Annotated in this window: 16 protein-coding genes; 6 read left to right on the top strand and 10 right to left on the bottom strand. The window is 41.8% G+C overall.

What is annotated here, in order from left to right:
- Positions 1-41: 41 nt before the first annotated feature.
- The gene (locus ABJV04_RS08425) at positions 42-1,043 is read left to right on the top strand and encodes a phosphotransferase (RefSeq protein WP_348491074.1); all 1,002 of its coding nucleotides are present in this window, start codon (positions 42-44) and stop codon (positions 1,041-1,043) included.
- On the opposite strand, the gene ABJV04_RS08420 is transcribed toward ABJV04_RS08425, so the two are convergent.
- Entirely contained in the window at positions 1,017-1,769 is a 753-nt protein-coding gene (locus ABJV04_RS08420) for a sulfite exporter TauE/SafE family protein (RefSeq protein WP_348491073.1), read from the bottom strand. The two genes, ABJV04_RS08425 and ABJV04_RS08420, sit on opposite strands and share 27 nt — an antisense overlap.
- A 186-nt stretch (positions 1,770-1,955) precedes the next feature.
- Positions 1,956-2,789 (bottom strand): LysR family transcriptional regulator, encoded by an 834-nt coding sequence (locus tag ABJV04_RS08415; protein WP_348491071.1) that lies wholly within the window; start codon positions 2,787-2,789, stop codon positions 1,956-1,958.
- A gap of 113 nt (positions 2,790-2,902) precedes the next feature.
- Between ABJV04_RS08415 and ABJV04_RS08410 the strand changes: the two genes are divergently transcribed.
- Entirely contained in the window at positions 2,903-4,087 is a 1,185-nt protein-coding gene (locus ABJV04_RS08410) for a YbfB/YjiJ family MFS transporter (RefSeq protein ID WP_348491069.1), read from the top strand.
- Between the two features lie 423 nt (positions 4,088-4,510).
- On the opposite strand, the gene prpF is transcribed toward ABJV04_RS08410, so the two are convergent.
- The 6 genes from prpF to ABJV04_RS08380 all read right to left on the bottom strand — a co-directional run bounded on the left by prpF (position 4,511) and on the right by ABJV04_RS08380 (position 11,635).
- The gene (gene prpF, locus ABJV04_RS08405; RefSeq protein ID WP_348491068.1) at positions 4,511-5,692 is read right to left on the bottom strand and encodes a 2-methylaconitate cis-trans isomerase PrpF; all 1,182 of its coding nucleotides are present in this window, start codon (positions 5,690-5,692) and stop codon (positions 4,511-4,513) included.
- Positions 5,689-8,286, bottom strand: a complete 2,598-nt coding sequence (gene acnD / locus ABJV04_RS08400) for a Fe/S-dependent 2-methylisocitrate dehydratase AcnD (protein WP_348491066.1) — start codon at positions 8,284-8,286, stop codon at positions 5,689-5,691. The genes prpF and acnD overlap by 4 nt, the downstream gene beginning before the upstream one ends.
- A 77-nt stretch (positions 8,287-8,363) precedes the next feature.
- Positions 8,364-9,488: a 2-methylcitrate synthase gene (prpC, locus tag ABJV04_RS08395; protein WP_348491064.1), complete on the bottom strand. Its 1,125-nt coding sequence runs from the start codon at positions 9,486-9,488 to the stop codon at positions 8,364-8,366.
- A 35-nt stretch (positions 9,489-9,523) separates the two neighbouring features.
- Complete coding sequence (gene prpB / locus ABJV04_RS08390) at positions 9,524-10,402, bottom strand: methylisocitrate lyase (protein WP_348491063.1); 879 nt, start codon at positions 10,400-10,402, stop codon at positions 9,524-9,526.
- 98 nt (positions 10,403-10,500) lie between these two features.
- Positions 10,501-11,160 (bottom strand): GntR family transcriptional regulator, encoded by a 660-nt coding sequence (locus tag ABJV04_RS08385; RefSeq protein WP_348491061.1) that lies wholly within the window; start codon positions 11,158-11,160, stop codon positions 10,501-10,503.
- Positions 11,161-11,443: 283 nt separating this feature from the next.
- Positions 11,444-11,635 (bottom strand): PLDc N-terminal domain-containing protein, encoded by a 192-nt coding sequence (locus tag ABJV04_RS08380; RefSeq protein ID WP_348491060.1) that lies wholly within the window; start codon positions 11,633-11,635, stop codon positions 11,444-11,446.
- Positions 11,636-12,036: 401 nt separating this feature from the next.
- On the opposite strand from ABJV04_RS08380, the gene ABJV04_RS08375 reads away from it, so the two are divergent.
- On the top strand, positions 12,037-13,500 hold the full coding sequence (locus tag ABJV04_RS08375) for an HDOD domain-containing protein (protein WP_348491058.1): 1,464 nt from the start codon (positions 12,037-12,039) through the stop codon (positions 13,498-13,500).
- A gap of 256 nt (positions 13,501-13,756) precedes the next feature.
- Positions 13,757-14,632, top strand: coding sequence for a WYL domain-containing protein (locus ABJV04_RS08370; RefSeq protein WP_348491056.1), 876 nt, complete (start codon positions 13,757-13,759; stop codon positions 14,630-14,632).
- On the opposite strand, the gene ABJV04_RS08365 is transcribed toward ABJV04_RS08370, so the two are convergent.
- Positions 14,629-15,159: an AAA family ATPase gene (locus ABJV04_RS08365; protein ID WP_348491054.1), complete on the bottom strand. Its 531-nt coding sequence runs from the start codon at positions 15,157-15,159 to the stop codon at positions 14,629-14,631. The two genes, ABJV04_RS08370 and ABJV04_RS08365, sit on opposite strands and share 4 nt — an antisense overlap.
- A 168-nt stretch (positions 15,160-15,327) precedes the next feature.
- On the opposite strand from ABJV04_RS08365, the gene ABJV04_RS08360 reads away from it, so the two are divergent.
- Positions 15,328-16,398: an alkene reductase gene (locus ABJV04_RS08360; RefSeq protein ID WP_348491052.1), complete on the top strand. Its 1,071-nt coding sequence runs from the start codon at positions 15,328-15,330 to the stop codon at positions 16,396-16,398.
- 88 nt (positions 16,399-16,486) lie between these two features.
- Here the strand turns inward: ABJV04_RS08360 and ABJV04_RS08355 are convergent, their stop codons facing one another.
- A complete protein-coding gene (locus tag ABJV04_RS08355; RefSeq protein WP_348491051.1) occupies positions 16,487-17,176 on the bottom strand; it encodes a hypothetical protein in 690 nt (229 codons plus the stop codon).
- 788 nt (positions 17,177-17,964) lie between these two features.
- On the opposite strand from ABJV04_RS08355, the gene ABJV04_RS08350 reads away from it, so the two are divergent.
- Positions 17,965-18,146, top strand: a 182-nt coding sequence (locus ABJV04_RS08350) for a hypothetical protein (protein ID WP_348491049.1), incomplete at its 3' end; no start/stop codon positions are given.

Genomic DNA, 18,146 nt, shown 5'->3' with positions numbered 1-18,146 from the left:
TGCTACAATGTTTGTTCGCAAATTAACGTGTTAAATCCAATATGAGTCAAAGTTACCCAGTTTCGTTGCTGGAAATATTAAAAGCCTATTTTCAAGATCCAAAAGTACACAAAGTGGAGTCCATCCAGACTTTGTGGAGTGGCTATGGGGAAATTGCTCGTTATTTTGTGCCTGCTAAACAACAGTATTTTGTGGTTAAAGTGGTAGATCCTAACACCCACTCTGAACATCCTAGAGGATGGAATACCTCTATATCCCACTCTCGTAAATTAGACTCCTATCAAAACGAGCAAGCCTTTTATCAAAAATACAGTGCTTTGGCCGATAACAAATGCCGACTTCCAAAGAGTATCGCCACCGGTCAAAACCAACAGCTACGCTGGCTAATTATGGAAGATTTGGATGCCAGTGGTTTCACCTGTCGATGTGATGATGCGCCTTTGGAATTAGTCAGATTAGGCGTTCGCTGGTTGGCTTATTTCCATGCTCGCTTTATAAATCAGGCTACTCCTGAACTTTGGCCCGTAGGCACCTATTGGCATCTTAAGACTCGTCCAGATGAGTTTCAAAAAATGCCGGAAGGACGATTAAAATCCGCAGCAGCTGCTCTAGATGAAAAGTTGAACTCTGCGAGCTATCAAACCCTTTTACATGGTGATGCTAAGCTGGCTAATTTCTGTTTTGCTGCCGATCAGAAGGATTTAGCCGCAGTAGATTTTCAATATGTAGGTCGAGGTGTGGGAGTTAAGGATTTAGCTTACTTTTTAGGTAGCTGCTTTTATGATGAGGGATTGTTTACCCATGCCGATAATTTGCTAAATGAGTACTTTACCCACTTCAAAGCGGCTGTTTCGCACTATCAACTAAATTGCAATGTTGCATTATTGGAAGCTCAGTGGAGAGCTTTATATCCCTTGGCGTGGGCAGACTTCGATCGCTTTTTAAGTGGCTGGGCGGCTGACCATTATAAACGCAATGAGTTTATGCAAAACCAAACGGAACAAGGGTTACTGTATTTAGAACAGCATAAATCCAGCCGCTAGGCCAGTCATGGCAATAACCAACCAGCGATATTGTTTATCTGGTACACGTTTAACAATTTGAATTCCTACATAAATACCCAGCGCGATAAAGGGCAAGCCCAGTAAACTTAACCCAAAGGAATTCACGCTAATGGTCTCCCACGACCAAATGTGAAAGGGCACTTTAAACAGGTTGATAATCAAAAAGAACCAAGCGGCGGTGCCAATATATTCGTTTTTAGGTAAGCGCATACTCAATAAATACAGGGCCATTACAGAACCTGCCAGATTGCCAATCATGGTAGTAATACCACCTAGGGTGCCCATTAAAATTGCAAACCATAAATAGTCAGGTATTTTTTCTTTATTGGCTGTTTCCATCCATAACATAATGGCCAAGCTGGCAATAATGATGTAGCCCATAATTTGTTTAAACACAGCGTCGTCAATGCTGTTGCCGATTAACGTGGCAATGAGTACACCTATGGCCGCTGAGGGAAACAGCTTGATCAAAAAGCTCCAGTTTGCGTGACGATGATAATATTTAACGGCAAATAAATCGGCCATAATTAACATCGGCAACATTAAACCCGAAGAGGCTTTACCACCGAAAATCAGAGCCAGAATGGGCACCGCAAACAGGGAGATTCCGTGCACACCGGCTTTTGCCATACCGATAAATAGCGCCACTAAAAATAGCAGGCCGAGTTGATCATAATTTAGTGAATAGGAAAATAATTCAAACATTGAATAGCGAGCAACTGTATTTTGACGTTATTAAAAACAAAATAAATATCCAAATTTGCGTTTAAATTGCTGATGTTATTAATTAGTTTAACATTGAAGTATGAGTTAGATTGAATGAGTGGGCGTTAAATTGCCAATGGTTTTTTTGCTAAACAACTGGGTTTTTGATGGCGTTTCAAGGTGGACTTATTCAGTTAATAGCTTGGCTAGGGTTAGTACGCCGGATTCTAATAAGCTATCTTTGCGATAAACCACGGATAGTTGAACATGTCTTGGACCGTACTGGACGGGATGAATTGCCAGTGAGTCTTTATAACGACTGCCCTCAACCATATTTTTTCCAATGATGGTGTAGCCTAAGCCTGCAGATATGCAGCCTAATATTCCGTCGGCGCTACTCATCACCATGAGCTCATCACTCCCTCGGCCCGCCTCGTGTTGCCAGTTAATGGCGTGTTTTCGGTAACCACAACCTTGATCGCGCACAAACAACACAGGATCATGAGCACTTTCTAGCGGAGTGACCATCACCAACTCTTCTTTCACAATGGGGATCACCACCAGTTTGTCATGGCTAGGGGCATTGCCAATGGCGGCGCAATCTACTTTGTTGTTCAAAACCGCAAACACTAGCCTGTCACTGGTGTCTGTGTATATTTTGGCTCGAATATTAGGGTGGTTTTGCTTAAGTTGTTTAAGGGCTAGGGGCATGTGCACAGCAGCAAAGGTTTCAGGCATACCTACTCTTAATTCATAACTGCCTTTATTGCGCTGAATTGCTGCTGTGGCTTCATATTCCAGCTGTAAAATTTGTTCGGCGTATTGCCAGAGTTGCTGTCCACTGGGAGTTAACTGTAATTTTCTGCCGATTAAATTGAATAGTTTTGTATCCAGTTCGCTTTCGAGCTTTTTTATCCGATTGGTTATATTGGATTGAACCGTATGGAGTTTCTCAGCGGCACCTTTAATACCTCCTTCATCCACAACGGCTTTGAAGGTTTTAAGGGTTAATATTTCCATACTATTCTCAAAATAAGAAGTTTAGATTCTAAATAATTCAATTTTTAAGAATAGCATGTGAATGTAATCTTTGTGAATAGAGTGAAAAAGCGTTGATAAGTAGAGGTACAAAGGTGGACATCAAGCTGAGCAAATACCGTGTATATCTGGCGGGGATATGTAGCTTAATTGTGACCGCGGGAATCGCTCGATTTTCCTACAGTCTGTTGTTACCTATTATGCAAGATAGTGCGGGTTTGTCAGAGTCTCAAGGAGGCTGGTTAGCTACCACTAATTTTATGGGTTACATGACCGGGGTTTTTATCGCCTCGAGTATGCACAACCTAAATTATAAATATAACTTACATCGTCTCTATCTTATTCTGAGTATTGTCACCTGTGGGGCAATGTTGCTCACCACCAATATGCTTGTTTGGGCGATATTGAGGTATATCGCAGGGATCTGTGCTTCAGGTGGCTTTATTATCGCCGCAGGTTTAATTTTAAAGTGGTTGGTGAATCATCATCACCGCGCTGAATTAGGTATCCATTTTGCCGGTGCAGGGGTGAGTATAGTGATCACCTCAATTCTGGTGGAAGTCATGTTAACTATGTCGGCAAGTTGGCAACAACAGTGGTTAGCGTTAGCTGTATTGGCTGCGATAGCCGCAATTCCTGCGTGGTTATGGATGCCTCATCCTGCTATCAAAGGCACTGCTACCCATGTCGCTGTGGACAATCCTCCAAGCAAAACTTTTACATCAATTTTAATGCTAGCCTATTTCTGTGCCGGATATGGCTATGCAGTCAGTTCGACGTTTATAGTGGATATTGTTGAACGTGCTGATGGATTAGCTGGAAAGGGGAGTTTGGCGTTTTTATTGATTGGGTTAGCGGCCACTCCCGCAGCTTTGTTCTGGGACCGAATTGCTCGAAAAAGGGGGTATCTGCAAACACTGCTTGGTGCATATATCCTGCAGGCAATAGGCATCATACTGCCCGCAATGAATGAGACTCTGCCCGTTGTTATCATCAGTGCATTGTTATTTGGCGGCACTTTTATCGCATGTGTTAGCCTAGTATTGACCATGGCTGGGAATTTTTATCCAAGTAACCCCGCAAAATTTATGGGCACAATGACCTTAGCTTATGGAGTTGCACAAATCATTGCACCTATCCCCACAGGCTACCTTGCCGAAGCATTTGGCAATTACGATATCGGACTTTATTTGTCTGCCACTGTGGTGGTGATCGGCTCTCTATTACTTGGCTTTTTGTATTTAGATAATGGGCTGGTGGAGAGTAAAAATACCGCCTGATTGAATGCACGCTATATGCACAATATTTTCAAATTATTTACTAACTTACCTGCCTTAACCATTGGTATTAAACATGGGTGTCCATGTAAAAGAAACATGCCTGTCCACGATAGTTAACATGGGTGTCCATGTAAAAGAAGCATGCCTGTCCACGATAATTAGTTCGATAATTAAACATGGGGGTCTATGTAATAGAAACATGCCTGTCCACGATAGTTAACATGGGTGTCCATGTAAAAAAAGCATGCCTGTCCACGATAGTTAACATGGCTGTCCATGTAAAAGAAACATGGCTGTCCACGATAGTTAACATGGGTGTCTATATAAAAGAAACATGCCTGTCCACGATAAAGTACCCGTAGAAATAAAAAACGGCCAACTGGTGGCCGTTTGTAAAATTAGGTTAAGGTGTGCCTTAGTAACTTAAACTTTGGGTTCAGGTACTCTAATCCAACCTTCCATTAAGATCCTTGCACTGCGACTCATTACCGCTTTTTCAACTTGCCACTTACCTTGATTCAGCACAGCTTTTGCGCCAACTCGTAGGGTGCCTGACGGGTGACCAAAACACACCGACTCAAGTTCTCCGCCGCCAGCGGCTAGATTGACTAAGGTGCCTGGAATGGCTGCAGCTGTGCCTATTGCCACCGCTGCAGTGCCCATCATTGCGTGGTGCAGTTTGCCCATGGAAAGCGCGCGTACCGACAAGTCTATGTCTGATTTCGCCACGGTTTTTCCACTTGAAGACAAATAATCTGCTGGTGGAGCTACAAACGCAACTTTAGGAGTGTGTTGACGCTGGGCTGCTTGTTCTAGGTTGTCAATCAAACCCATTTTAACAGCGCCGTGAGCACGAATAGTTTCGAACTTAGTCAATGCATCGCTATTGCTATTGATTGCGTCTTGCAATTCAGTACCTTGATAACCTATTTCTGCGGCATTCAAAAATATAGTAGGAATTCCAGCATTGATGAGGGTTGCATTAAGCTTACCTACACCTGGCACATCCAAAATTTCCGATACTTCACCGGTGGGGAACATATCACTCTCACCGTCGGCAGGATCAATAAACTCTACTGGGATTTCAGCGGCTGGGAAGGTAACCCCATCTAACTCAAAATCACCTAGCTCTTGCACTTGACCATCACTCATGGGTACGTGGGCAATAATGGTCTTTTGAATATTAACCTGCCAAATTTTGATGGTCACAACGCCATTTTCAACCAGTTTTTCACTAGGGATTAAGCCTGCGTGAATGGCGAAAGGGCCCACTGCGGCTGATAAGTTACCGCAGTTTCCAGACCAATCCACAAAGGCTTTGTCGATGGCCACTTGACCAAACAAATAGTCAACATCGTGGTCACTTTGCTGACTCTTCGAGACAATTACCGTTTTACTGGTACTAGAAGTGGCACCGCCCATACCGTCGGTTTGTTTACCGTAGGGATCTGGACTGCCGATAGTGCGCAACAACAAAGCATCGCGATAAGCACCGGCAGTTTGGGCTGGTTCCGGCAGATCAGCAAGGTTGAAAAATACGCCCTTGCTGGTCCCGCCGCGCATATAGGTGGCAGGAACCTTTATTTGTTGAGGAAAATGACTCATTGTCCTTGTCCTTCAGACTCCAAAAAGTCCTGAGCAAAACGCTGTAACACACCGCCAGCTTCGTAAATAGACACTTCTTCTGCTGTGTCTAAACGGCAATTTACGGGTACTTCTACTGTTTCACCGTTAGTACGGGTGATTACCAAGGTAAGTGATGCACCAGGTTGACGCTCACCTTTAACATCGAACAATTCGCTACCGTCGATATTCAGAGTTTTGCGTGTTGTGCCCGCTTCAAATTCTAGAGGTAGCACACCCATGCCAATTAAGTTGGTACGGTGAATACGTTCAAATCCTTCAGCAACTATCACTTCAACTCCGGCTAAACGCACGCCTTTGGCAGCCCAATCTCGAGATGAACCTTGGCCGTAATCAGCGCCCGCAATAATAATTAGCGGCTGCTTACGTTGCATATAGGTTTCAATGGCTTCCCACATGCGTACGGTTTGACCTTCAGGCTCAAGACGGGTGAGCGAACCTTGTTTGACTTCACGGTTTTCTATTACCATTTCATTTAACAATTTAGGATTGGCAAAAGTTGCTCTTTGCGCTGTTAAATGGTCGCCCCTGTGGGTTGCATAGGAGTTAAAGTCAACTTCAGGAACATCCATTGAAAGCAAATATTCACCGGCAGCGCTGTCGGCTAAAATAGCGTTAGACGGTGACAAGTGATCTGTAGTTATGTTGTCGCCAAGGACGGCTAAAGCACGCATGCCTTTCATAGTGCGCTCTGCTGCCAGTGCACCTTCCCAATAGGGAGGACGACGAATATAAGTACTCTTTGGACGCCATTCGTACAAAGGATCAATGTCTTCACCATAATCCACAGTCAAATCAAACATGGGATCATAGACTTTCTTGAATTGCTCCGGCTTGACGCTTTTGGCTACTATGGCATCAATCTCTTCATCAGTTGGCCATAGGTCTTTCAAGGTAATTGGGTTTCCTTGGGCATCGGTTCCCAGTGCGTCTTTTTCAATATCGAAGCGGATAGTACCGGCAATTGCATAAGCGACTACTAACGGTGGAGACGCTAGGAATGCTTGTTTGGCATACGGATGTATGCGGCCATCGAAGTTACGGTTTCCGGATAACACCGCGGTGGAATAAAGATCGCGGTCGATGACTTCTTTTTGAATTTTAGGATCTAATGCGCCACTCATACCGTTACAGGTAGTACAGGCAAATCCAACGATACCAAAACCTAGCTGTTCCAATTCAGGTAACAGTTTTGAGTCTTCTAAGTACAGTTGAACCGCTTTGGAACCTGGTGCTAAAGAGGTTTTCACCCATGGTTTACGCGTTAAGCCCAGCTTATTGGCGTTTCTGGCAACCAGTCCTGCTGCAATTACATTGCGAGGGTTACTGGTATTGGTACAACTGGTGATAGCAGCAATAATAACCGCGCCATCTGGCATTAAATCACCGTCATGTTCAACAGTACCGGAAATTCCTTCGGCGGCTAAATCAGTGGTAGAAACACGTCTATGGGGATTGGATGGTCCCGCGATATTACGACCTACAGATGATAGGTTGAAGGTTAATACTCGCTCATATTTGGCTTTTTTCAGGGTATCGGCCCACAAACCCGCTTGTTTGGCGTAGTTCTCCACAAGTTCAACTTGTGCATCGTCCCGACCTGTTAATTTAAGGTAATCGATGGTTTTGTCATCGATATAAAACATCGCTGCCGAGGCGCCAAACTCTGGAGTCATATTTGAGATAGTGGCACGATCACCAAGGGTAAGGTCAGAAGCCCCTTCACCAAAGAACTCCAAATAAGAAGATACAACGCGCTCTTTACGTAAAAATTCGGTAATAGCTAAAACAATATCGGTGGCGGTAATGCCAGGTTGGCGTTTACCAGTAAGCTCAACACCAATAATATCTGGAAGACGCATGTAAGATGCGCGTCCTAACATAACACTTTCAGCTTCCAATCCGCCCACACCCAAGGCAATCACACCTAAAGCATCAACGTGAGGGGTGTGGCTATCTGTTCCTACTAAGGTATCGGGGAAAGCAACGCCGTCTCTGGCGTGTACAACTGGAGACATTTTCTCCAAATTAATTTGGTGCATGATGCCGTTACCTGGCGGGATAACGTCAATATTTTTAAATGCGGTTTTGGTCCAATTGATAAAGTGAAAACGGTCTTCGTTTCTGCGATCTTCAATGGCACGGTTTTGTTCAAAAGCGTCGGGTTCAAACCCTGCATGTTCTACCGCAAGAGAATGATCCACTATCAATTGTGTCGGAACCACTGGGTTAACTTTGGAGGGATCGCCACCTTTTAAGGCGATGGCGTCACGGAGACCAGCTAAGTCTACCAAGGCGGTTTGGCCCAAAATATCATGGCAAACCACTCTTGCTGGATACCAAGGGAAATCCAAATCTTGTTTGCGTTCGATGATTTGTTCTAGTGCAGCATTCAGTTTTTCAGGCTCACATCTTCGAACTAAGTTTTCGGCCAATACACGAGAAGTGTAGGGTAGGGTCTCATAAGCGCCTGGTTTTATTGCATCTACCGCTTCTTGGGTATCGAAATAATCAAGTTTGGAACCAGGAAGGCGTTTTCTATATTGCGTATTCATATTTTCTACCTTGCTATTGCGTGAGTAGAGTGGGCATATTGAATGCCCACTTATTGATTGCCTGGAAAAGGAAAGTTTTATCGTTGTTTAATCGGGGTAACCTTGCGAGGTTCTTCACCGATGTAATCCGCACTAGGTCTGATGATGCGGTTATTCGATCTTTGTTCCATTACGTGTGACGCCCAGCCAGTTAGGCGTGAACAGACAAATATGGGAGTGAACAACTTCGTTGGAATCCCCATGAAATGATAAGCTGAAGCATGGAAGAAGTCGGCATTACAAAACAGCTTTTTGGTGTCCCACATAAACTCTTCACAGGCCACTGAAATGTCATACAAGCTTGAGTCACCAAACTCTTGTCCAAGTTTTTCAGACCAAGATTTAATGATCACATTGCGTGGGTCAGATTCACGATAAATAGCGTGGCCGAAACCCATGATCTTTTCTTTGTTTGCCAACATTTCGGCCATTTTGATTTTGGCATCTTCAGGGGAGCTGAATTTTTGAATCATATCCATGGCAGCTTCATTGGCTCCACCGTGCAGTGGACCACGTAAGGTACCAATTGCGCCGGTGATACAAGAGAACATGTCAGATAAGGTTGATGCACAAACGCGAGCTGTAAAGGTTGATGCATTGAACTCATGCTCAGCATATAAAATCAAAGACACGTCCATTACTCGACGGTGCAACTCTGATGGGTCTTGATCCGTTAATAGCTTTAAGAAGTGACCTGCGATGGAAACTTGATCACTGGTACATTCAATTTCAACATTGTCGTGGCTATAACGATACCAATAACACATGATGGCCGGGAAGGCTGCTAGCAGTCTATCTGCGCTTTCTTGTTGTTGGCTAAAATCTTCTTCAGGTTCTAAGTTACCTAAAAACGAACAACCCGTGCGCATAACATCCATTGGGTGAGTATCGGCAGGAATGAGTTTTAATACTTCTTTTAAGGCGTCAGGTAAGTCACGCTTTGCGAACAATTGCGCATTATATTCTTGCAATTGTGCTTCGGTGGGCAATTCCCCTTTAAATAACAAATAAGCTACTTCTTCAAAGGTGGCATTGTCTGCTAAATCAGATACATCGTAGCCGCGATAAGTTAAGCCAGAGCCTGATTTACCTACTGTGCACAATGCGGTTTCACCTGCGCTTTGACCACGAAGTCCTGCGCCACTGAGTTTTTTGTCAACCATGATAGAGTCCTGTTTTATATATGAAAAATATAGGGTTATTTATTCTTACCTTGCGAGAAAAGACTATCTAACTTTTGTTCGTAATCGTGATAGCCAAGGTAGTCGTACAAATCCATGCGGGTTTGCATGCTATCTACCACTGCTTTTTGATCGCCATCTTTGAGTATTGAAGTGTAGACGGTTTCTGCGGCTTTATTCATTGCTCTGAATGCGCTCAACGGATAAAGCACCATGTCAGCGCCCCACTGTGCAAGTTGCTCTTTGTTCCACAGTTCAGTTTTACCGAACTCTGTAATGTTGGCTAAAATTGGTACATCTAAGGCTTCAGAGAAGGCACGGTAATGCTCTTCGGTTTGAATCGCTTCGGCAAAAATGCCATCTGCGCCAGCTGCAACGTAAGCTTTTGCTCGCTCAATTGCCGCTTCTAGACCTTCCTGAGCAAATGCATCGGTACGTGCCATGATGAAAAAGTCAGGATCGGTACGGGCATCTACTGCAGCGGTAATTCGGTCAGCCATTTCTTCAATGGAAACAATTTCTTTATTAGGACGATGACCACAGCGCTTTTGAGCTACTTGATCTTCCATATGCACTGCAGCGGCACCGGCTTTTTCCATATCACGTATGGTTTTGGCAATGTTAAATGCGCCGCCCCAACCGGTATCAATATCAACCAACAAAGGCAGGTCACAGGCTGAAGTAATACGTTGTACATCAACAATTACGTCGTTCAGTGATGTCATACCAAGGTCAGGTAAACCGTATGATGCATTGGCCACACCGCCACCAGATAAATAAATTGCCTTATGACCAATCTGTTTTGCCATCATTGCTGAATAAGCATTGATAGTGCCAACAATTTGAAGTGGTTTATTATCAACCAATGCTTGTCTGAATTTTTTGCCTGGAGTCATTATTTTCTCTCTTTAACAATCGGTGAGTTTGTTAACCTGTGGTGGGAATAGCGTATTTCTAATCAACTCTGCTTAGTCCCAAGCTCAGGTTAGTTACGTTACTGCAATTTCTTTTCAATATTATTTTTGGAATACAAAATATGGCGGCGCATTAACATTTCAGCTAATTCACCATCACGATTAGCAATGGCCTGCACTATGTGTTTATGTTCATCAAACGCGGTGGAGACCCTTGGCCCTGCCATGCCCAGTTGTACGCGGTACATACGCACCAAGTGATAAATGCCATTGATGAGCATGGAAATAAGGTGTTCATTTTTACTGCCCACTATAATTCGGTAGTGAAAATCCACGTCTCCGGCTTCTTGGTAATAGGACTGTCCTTCTTTAACTTCTTGGAAGTGTTCAGAAAGCAAAGATTCAAGCTCGTGAACTTCTTCGTCGGTCATATTTGTTGCTGCCAAACGAGCAGCCATTCCTTCAAGAGATTCTCGTACTTGATACAACTGAATTAGCCCTTCAGGTGTTAATGTCACCACTCTGGCACCGACGTTCGCTTTACGTTCTACCAAATGACAGGTTTCTAAGCGATTAATGGCTTCTCGCACAACGGCTCGACTAACCGCATATTTTGTCGACAATTCAGTTTCACTTAGTTTGCTACCAGGTTGGATATCACCTTCGACAATATCTTTGCGAAGTTGAAAAAACGTCTTATCCGCTGATGTAACCGGTGATTCTGATAAAAAGTTGACCAAAATAATGTCTTCGTGTTGCCTTTAATGTCGACAATATAGACCTGAAATGTGAATAATTCAATATTTAATCGCAATATTGTCGACAATTTATCAATTTTGTTGATCTAAGTCAGTTTTAACCACTTATAACGGGTTTTGCATTAGAAGAAAGCAAATTGCGAAAATTTGAAGGTAAAGTGTTTTCGAGAAGGGGGGCGACTAACCTTAGTTGATCAACCTATAAGAAAAGGTTAGCCGGGTTGTGTGTTAATACCAAAGATACCAGTTACGTCAGAATGTGAATTTAAACTCTATAGCGAGGAGATTTTAACGGTGCCAGCAACAGGTAAAATATCCAAGCGAACCAAGAAATAAAAATCACCGCTAATAACCATGCCGCTTTTTCGCCTCCTGTGGTGCGACTTGAAGTGGCGATTGCCACTATGGGAATGAGCCATAAACAAAAAATGATTAAGCCACATAAAAAAGTAAACATCTGTATTCTCCTTTTTACCGCAACCACAGTATGGTGGGGTTTAGATTATTATTTTGCTCGGTTGTTTCTAACCGTTGCCACTTTGCAGGTAATTAAGCAAAGCACACTTATACAGAGCAACTTTTATTCCAGATGAAAAAACTATAAAAATCAATTGAGTAGGTTTTTGATTCAGTGTGCTTCCACAGCGTTTTGACTAAAAAATAGTAATTTTGCCTAAATAAATAAGAGGCGCAAAATCAAAGGCATATAAAGGTGCAGACAATTTTAGTTTCGCTGATATACTCCCAAGGTAATTAAAAAGTAATAAAAATGTAATTAAGTAATTGATGACTTAATAGGTTTATTAGCAATCGTTTGGACAAGGTGTTTCCTTTTCGTTTTGCTGTTTGGAACTCCATATGCGTGAAAAGTCAAAGCTGACGTCAGATCAGTGGGTAGCGTTACTTGCCAAAGAGGAATTGCCGGCAATTACCTCCATTGCGGGTATTTTAGATAAATTCTCAAATGACGATAGATCCTCTATCCCCAATCTTAGCAAAGTCATTTTGCATGATCAGGCACTATCATCCAGCTTATTAAAAGTAGCCAACAGTTCGAGTCGTTCCCCTGTTAAACGGGTTACTACTGTCTCTCGTGCCGCTATTTTTCTAGGTATTCAATCAGTTAAAAATATTTGCTTAACCGCCAAAGTGTTAGAAGGTTTGTTAAATAGCAAACATCTGTCACCTGCGGTTTATGACAGACTGATGAAGTTAATGGCGAATGCTTTTTATGCTGGGTTGTTGGCCAAAATGATGGTCCCTGACTACGATGAAAGTACTCAAGAAGAAGTGTATTTAGCCGCAATGATGTACAACATTGGAGAAACTTCATTCTGGAGTACAGGCAATCCACTTACACGTCAATTGATCCAAAAAGTAAGTATGCCGAAAATTGCTTTTGAGCAATATTGTGCATCCACTGCAGGTATAAAATTTAAAGACTTGAGCATTGGTCTTGCACGGACTTGGAACTTAGGTGAACTGCTAATTAAATCTTTAAATCAGCCGCAAAGTCGCACAAAAGAGATGAATATTATCAGTTTGTCTAATCAACTGAGCGAAGCGATTGGCTCTCCTCCCAAAAATAAGGCTAAATTTGATCAACTTATAAAAGATGTTGGAACGCTCATTAATGTTGATGAACATAAATTAAAACTGCGCATAGAGTCGACTCGTAAACTTGCCGTTGAATTGCTGGGCTCGTATAACGCATCTGTGTTAGAAACCTATATTAAACCGCTGCCTAAACAGCAGGATTTTGGTGGCTTACCCAGCCCGGTGGAGCTGGCGAATCTGACCATCGAAGAACAACTTATTATTGGCATAAAATCACTAAATGCATTAACCAAAACAAGTCGGAGTATGAACGAGTTTCTTACTCATACGTTGCAGTTATTGTCACAAATATTCTATTTTCATCGTTGTAGTTTTTGGGGATTTAGCCAAGATAAGCGGCAGATGGAATGCAGACAAAGTGTCGATAGTGACGGGGATCCCGTGCGCTTCCATTATACTTTTGCTTTGAGTGATTCTCAGAACATTATGAGCCATGCCGTTAATCAAAACGAAACCCTATTTGTTGAAAACTTTAAAGACCTAAAATGGCGAGACTATTTAACCTTCGAATCAGAGCAGTTTATTGAAAGTGGATTGTTATGTTTAGCACCGGTAAAAGTAAACTCGAAAGTGGTGGGTATGATAAGTGCGCAGATTTTCGATAAAACAGGTTACTTTACTGAACAAGATTTCTCCCATTTTGACTTAATAACTGAGCATCTAAATCTTTGTTTATCCTATGTTTCTAAGCAGCTTCAGTCATAACATAAGTTTTCCTAGAGCAATAAAAAAGCCGTTAGCATTAACTGCTCACGGCCCAGGGAGATTCAACAGTTCACTACGCTGTCATTAATTAAGACGCACAGAAGCTGCAAAAAGTTTAAAAAATATTCAATTTTTTTTCATTTTAGCTATTTTTAAACATAAATCTCCAATTGAAATCAAAAAGATGCCATCAAAATGATTGCTATCTGGTTTTAAAATCCCTATAGTTAGAAAAAAACAATATGGGAATACCGCTATGGAAAACGAATTAGACAGCATGAACCACGGTCAAAAAGAGCGATTGGCCTTTATCGATTTTAGTTTGCAGTATTTTGGTCATGTGGCACGCACTGACTTAATTCAGCGTTTCAAAACAGGCTTAGCGGCATCGACTCGAGACTTCAGTGCATACAAAGCCTTGGCACCAAATAACCTAATTCTTGTCCATCAAACCAAAAGTTATCACCGAACGAAAGATTTTAAGCCGGTTTTCAAACATGATCCGGAAGTGATTTTAACTTCCTTAAGTCGTGGTTTTGGTAATGGTATTTCCAATGGTGTGCAACCGTCAGAGCAATGTTTCGACGCCGTACGTTTAATCCATCCTGACCAAAATATTATTGCCGCATTGATGCGCGCCATTCATATTAAACAACCCATTGAGTGTGGTTATGTCTCGATAAGCTCTGGCGAGTCAACCAGAGTAATAGTGCCCCACGCGATTGTTAACAATGGACATCGCTGGCATGTAAGAGCCTATGATAGGAAGCATCAAAGTTTCAGAGATTTTGTGTGCACAAGGTTTACCTTTGTCACCCCATTAGCCCAAGACATTAATACCTTAGAAAGTCGAAAGTTTGATGGTCAATGGAATAACCAAATTGAGTTGGTTTTGGTGGCTCACCCTAGTATTAAATACCCCAAAGCTATTGAGTTAGATTATGCCATGGTTGAGGGCAAGTTAAGGGTGAAAGTCAGGTCAGCCTTGGCGGCTTATTTGCTTAGGCAATGGCAAGTTGACTGCTCTCAAGGACATAAATTTAGAGGACAAGGGTGTCAACTAGCTTTAGCTAACTTAGAAGTATTGAATGGAGTTGAGAATACCCCTTTAGCCCCAGGCTATAAAACTTAGTGTGTCACTAATACCCTGAGGTGCCTAGCTCTTAGGCGCTCAGCGTTTTCCAACTCAGTTAATGAAAAAATGACCAAGCCCTGATGTTTTTCAATTACGGTAAAAAGTAAATCAAGATTAATTTTTTCATCTGAGTGGGCATAGGTAATATTATTGCTAATTAAGTCGTCTGCTTGGTCAAAATAAATTATCGCATTATGTTGTTGGATATCGGCAATGAGTTTGGCCAAATTGGAGGGAGACAACTGGTTAATCCGTTGTTGGGTGATAAACAATACTTTCTTTTTCGATTTATAGGCAATATCGGCGAGCAGCAAACTTTTGTTTAGTTCGGAGTTTCCAAACAACCCACACACTGACGGGCTGTGTTTTTTACTCAAACTAACCAAAAGGTAAGTCTGTTCACGATCTTGCTCCGATAGGGGAGGGTCCTGTGTTGCTTTAGTCACAAGGCTTAACAAAAATGTATTTTTCAGTGGACCTTGGACTTTGTCGCCAAAGTGTTTGCTGTAATTAACTAAACTCATTTATCTACTCTAGCCCGTTAGGATACCCATTTACAGTGTAGCCATTTTCTGCAAATTGCAAATATTCAAGGTTGAAACAACATAGATTACTACGCTTGAATTCCCTTTTTTTAATCCAATACTAGTAAATATACGTTCCTATATGTAGTTAATAATTAAGGAAAATAAATGTCAGCATTATTTGAGCCATTAAAGCTAGGAAATATTCAGTTAAACAACCGTGTTGTTATGGCGCCGCTAACAAGGTGCAGGGCAACTGAAGATAACGTACCCACTGAGCTAATGGCTACTTATTATGCTCAACGAGCTGACGCGGGACTGATTATTGCTGAAGCGACAATGGTCATGCCGGGCAATTCAGCATTTTATCGGGAGCCAGGAATTCATTCTGATGAGCAAGTTGCCGGGTGGAGAAAGGTAACGGATGCGGTGCATCAAAACGGTGGGAAAATAGTATTACAGTTATGGCATGGAGGCAGAGCTTGTCATCCCGTATTGAATAATGGCAGAACACCTGTAGCACCCAGTGCCCTGTCCATAAATGGTTATGTGCATACACCTCAAGGGAAAAAAGATTATGTGGTCCCTCAAGCACTCAATACAGAAGATATACCTGCAATAGTAGAAGGCTTTGTTAAAGCAACGATCAACGCTAAAGCCGCAGGTTTTGATGGTGTTGAGATACATGGTGCTAACGGTTATTTAATTGATGAGTTCTTACGCGATAGTGCCAACATCCGTAATGATAACTACGGTGGTAGCTTGGAAAACCGTAGCCGTCTGCTATTTGAAGTTCTAGATGGAGTTATCAATGTTTGGGATAGTGGTAATGTTGGTCTGAGGATCTCGCCAATCAATAGTTCCAATAGTATGCGAGACAGTGATCCACAAGCGCTTACTAGTTATTTAGCGGAAAGACTAAACGACTATCAGCTAGCGTATTTTCATGTGATGCGTTTTGATTTTTTGCAAAAACAGCAAGGTGATGTGTTGTCAGTTGCAAGTCACCTTTATCAAGGCAATCTCATTAGTAATATGGGCTATGATTATGCAGAAGCTAACGATGCTGTAGGACAAGGACTTGTAGCGGCAGTTGCGTTTGGCTCTGCTTTTATTGCAAACCCTGATTTACCTTATCGCTTTGAACATGGACTAGCGTTAGCGAGCCCCAACCCTAAAACCTTCTATACCCATGATAGCCAAGGGTATACCGATTATCCTAAAGCTGAAGAAAGATAAAGTGCAAACTGCCTGTAAATAAACTCTGAGTTAAGAAAGTTTGGTTCAGAGTTTATTTATATGAGAAAAGGAAAAATTAAGGCTAAGGTTAGCTTGATGGGGCTTTTTCTGAGAAAGGCTCTGTTTGGTAAAATATAGGTTTCATAGAGCCACAAAAACTCAAACGATAATTCAGCATATCTTCAGCTGGAACACTGCTTCTAGCATTTACATCAGTAATACAGCTAATGTTTTCAAACAGTAAAATAAGATGGTCATAGCTTGGCGCACCTTGGATTTGGTGGATCAATGCATGACTATTATAGCCTAGCTCAACCTTATCGTATTTTTGCAAATTAACGGGTTCTCCTAACTTTTCCAACACCCGCACATACTTTTGCTCACTGAAAGTTATCTCCATCTGTTCGTAGGTTAAACTACCACCGTGATCAAAGTGCCCAATAAATACATCCGCTTTCACTGTTAACGATTGGCCGCGGACTAACCTTTGTAAGTTGAAAGGTTCCGGTTTGATGGTGACTAAGTCTGCATCTCTAGTTAAGTAAATTAAAGCGGGATTCTTGGGTGTCAGTTTATAAATTAATTGCACATTGTGGGGCTTTCTATAATTAGCAAAATTAGAAACAAACAAAGAAGAAGCATGATTAAATACCACCATTCCATGCACACCTTCATAGGCAGGATCTAATGGTTCTGCTGTCGCATCGCTATCGTCGCTTTGCGCAAAGCCAGAGGTTGAGAACACTAACAACAACCAGCAAAAAACTATTCTAATCATAAAAAACCTTAAGTTTGGAAACAGGACTACCATTTACAATTTTAGTATATAAATTAATCGACATTATACCTGTGAGTGTAGCAAGAGGTGATTGCACTTTAGTCTAAATCAAGATTGCTTAAATTCAGGGGCAGTAGAGTAATTACTATAAAAAAACAGAATAAGAAATTTGCGTAGATAAATACGTCAGGACTCTAGCTTAGATTGGCTAAATGTTTAACTTAAGCAAATTTCACAAACTGCTTAGTAGCAACTGCAAATATTCAAACATTTAGTCAATCAATGTCACCGCTGTTATTAATTGCTGAGATTATCTACAGTCTTAGATTCAACGCCGTATTTATGCAAGATCACGGATATTTACCGTATTTTCACAGAGAGAAAAGCAGATATATGAAAAACCTCATATGTTGTAATAAGTTACACTCTGTGATTAGAATAGGTTAAATTTGTATACGGCCAAATACCGTGTTTAAACACGGACTTTTGCGACTTAATAATACTGTTATGTGCCAATAGACTATGATATTTTTTGAATTTTCCGTTCTTTTAATTCCAACCTTTTGTCTAGTGTTCGCCTACCTGTTTTGGGTTCGAGCTAAGGAAAGTCCACGTTATTTTGCAGCTCTTTGGTTGGTGTTCCTATGCTTACTATTTATCTTGGGGTGGCATACTTGGGAACCAGGTCATGAAATTAGCCAATTTGGCAGTGCTTTATTGGTAAGTGCTAGTATTTGGTTAAATGGTATCCTCATGGTTACTACGGTAAAAACTAGTAAGTTAAGATTTTGGGTAATTCCATTATCTGGGCTTTTGACTGTTTTATCGGTATATTTTTGTTTTTACCTTTTAGCCATCACCAATCAAATATGGGGGCTTTGATGGCACATAACAAAAACATCATGGTGGGAATTTTACTCGCTGGCCTTCGGCCAAAAACACTCGTAAAATCCCCATATGTTAAGCGTTA

The sequence above is a fragment of the Aliiglaciecola sp. genome (assembly GCF_039982535.1).
In the GTDB taxonomy this organism is placed as follows: Bacteria; Pseudomonadota; Gammaproteobacteria; order Enterobacterales; family Alteromonadaceae; genus Aliiglaciecola.
Note: the sequence above shows the minus strand (reverse complement) of the source record. Positions and strands in the feature narration are given on the sequence as shown.

What these genes read in the sequence shown, in the direction of transcription:
- ABJV04_RS08375 (WP_348491058.1), top strand. Translation starts at nt 12,037, where the DNA reads ATGCGTGAAAAGTCAAAGCTGACGTCAGATCAGTGGGTAGCGTTACTT.
- ABJV04_RS08380 (WP_348491060.1), bottom strand. Translation starts at nt 11,635, where the DNA reads ATGTTTACTTTTTTATGTGGCTTAATCATTTTTTGTTTATGGCTCATT.
- acnD (WP_348491066.1), bottom strand. Translation starts at nt 8,286, where the DNA reads ATGAATACGCAATATAGAAAACGCCTTCCTGGTTCCAAACTTGATTAT.
- ABJV04_RS08365 (WP_348491054.1), bottom strand. Translation starts at nt 15,159, where the DNA reads ATGAGTTTAGTTAATTACAGCAAACACTTTGGCGACAAAGTCCAAGGT.
- ABJV04_RS08415 (WP_348491071.1), bottom strand. Translation starts at nt 2,789, where the DNA reads ATGGAAATATTAACCCTTAAAACCTTCAAAGCCGTTGTGGATGAAGGA.
- ABJV04_RS08425 (WP_348491074.1), top strand. Translation starts at nt 42, where the DNA reads ATGAGTCAAAGTTACCCAGTTTCGTTGCTGGAAATATTAAAAGCCTAT.
- prpB (WP_348491063.1), bottom strand. Translation starts at nt 10,402, where the DNA reads ATGACTCCAGGCAAAAAATTCAGACAAGCATTGGTTGATAATAAACCA.
- ABJV04_RS08360 (WP_348491052.1), top strand. Translation starts at nt 15,328, where the DNA reads ATGTCAGCATTATTTGAGCCATTAAAGCTAGGAAATATTCAGTTAAAC.
- ABJV04_RS08370 (WP_348491056.1), top strand. Translation starts at nt 13,757, where the DNA reads ATGGAAAACGAATTAGACAGCATGAACCACGGTCAAAAAGAGCGATTG.
- prpC (WP_348491064.1), bottom strand. Translation starts at nt 9,488, where the DNA reads ATGGTTGACAAAAAACTCAGTGGCGCAGGACTTCGTGGTCAAAGCGCA.
- ABJV04_RS08420 (WP_348491073.1), bottom strand. Translation starts at nt 1,769, where the DNA reads ATGTTTGAATTATTTTCCTATTCACTAAATTATGATCAACTCGGCCTG.
- prpF (WP_348491068.1), bottom strand. Translation starts at nt 5,692, where the DNA reads ATGAGTCATTTTCCTCAACAAATAAAGGTTCCTGCCACCTATATGCGC.
- ABJV04_RS08355 (WP_348491051.1), bottom strand. Translation starts at nt 17,176, where the DNA reads ATGATTAGAATAGTTTTTTGCTGGTTGTTGTTAGTGTTCTCAACCTCT.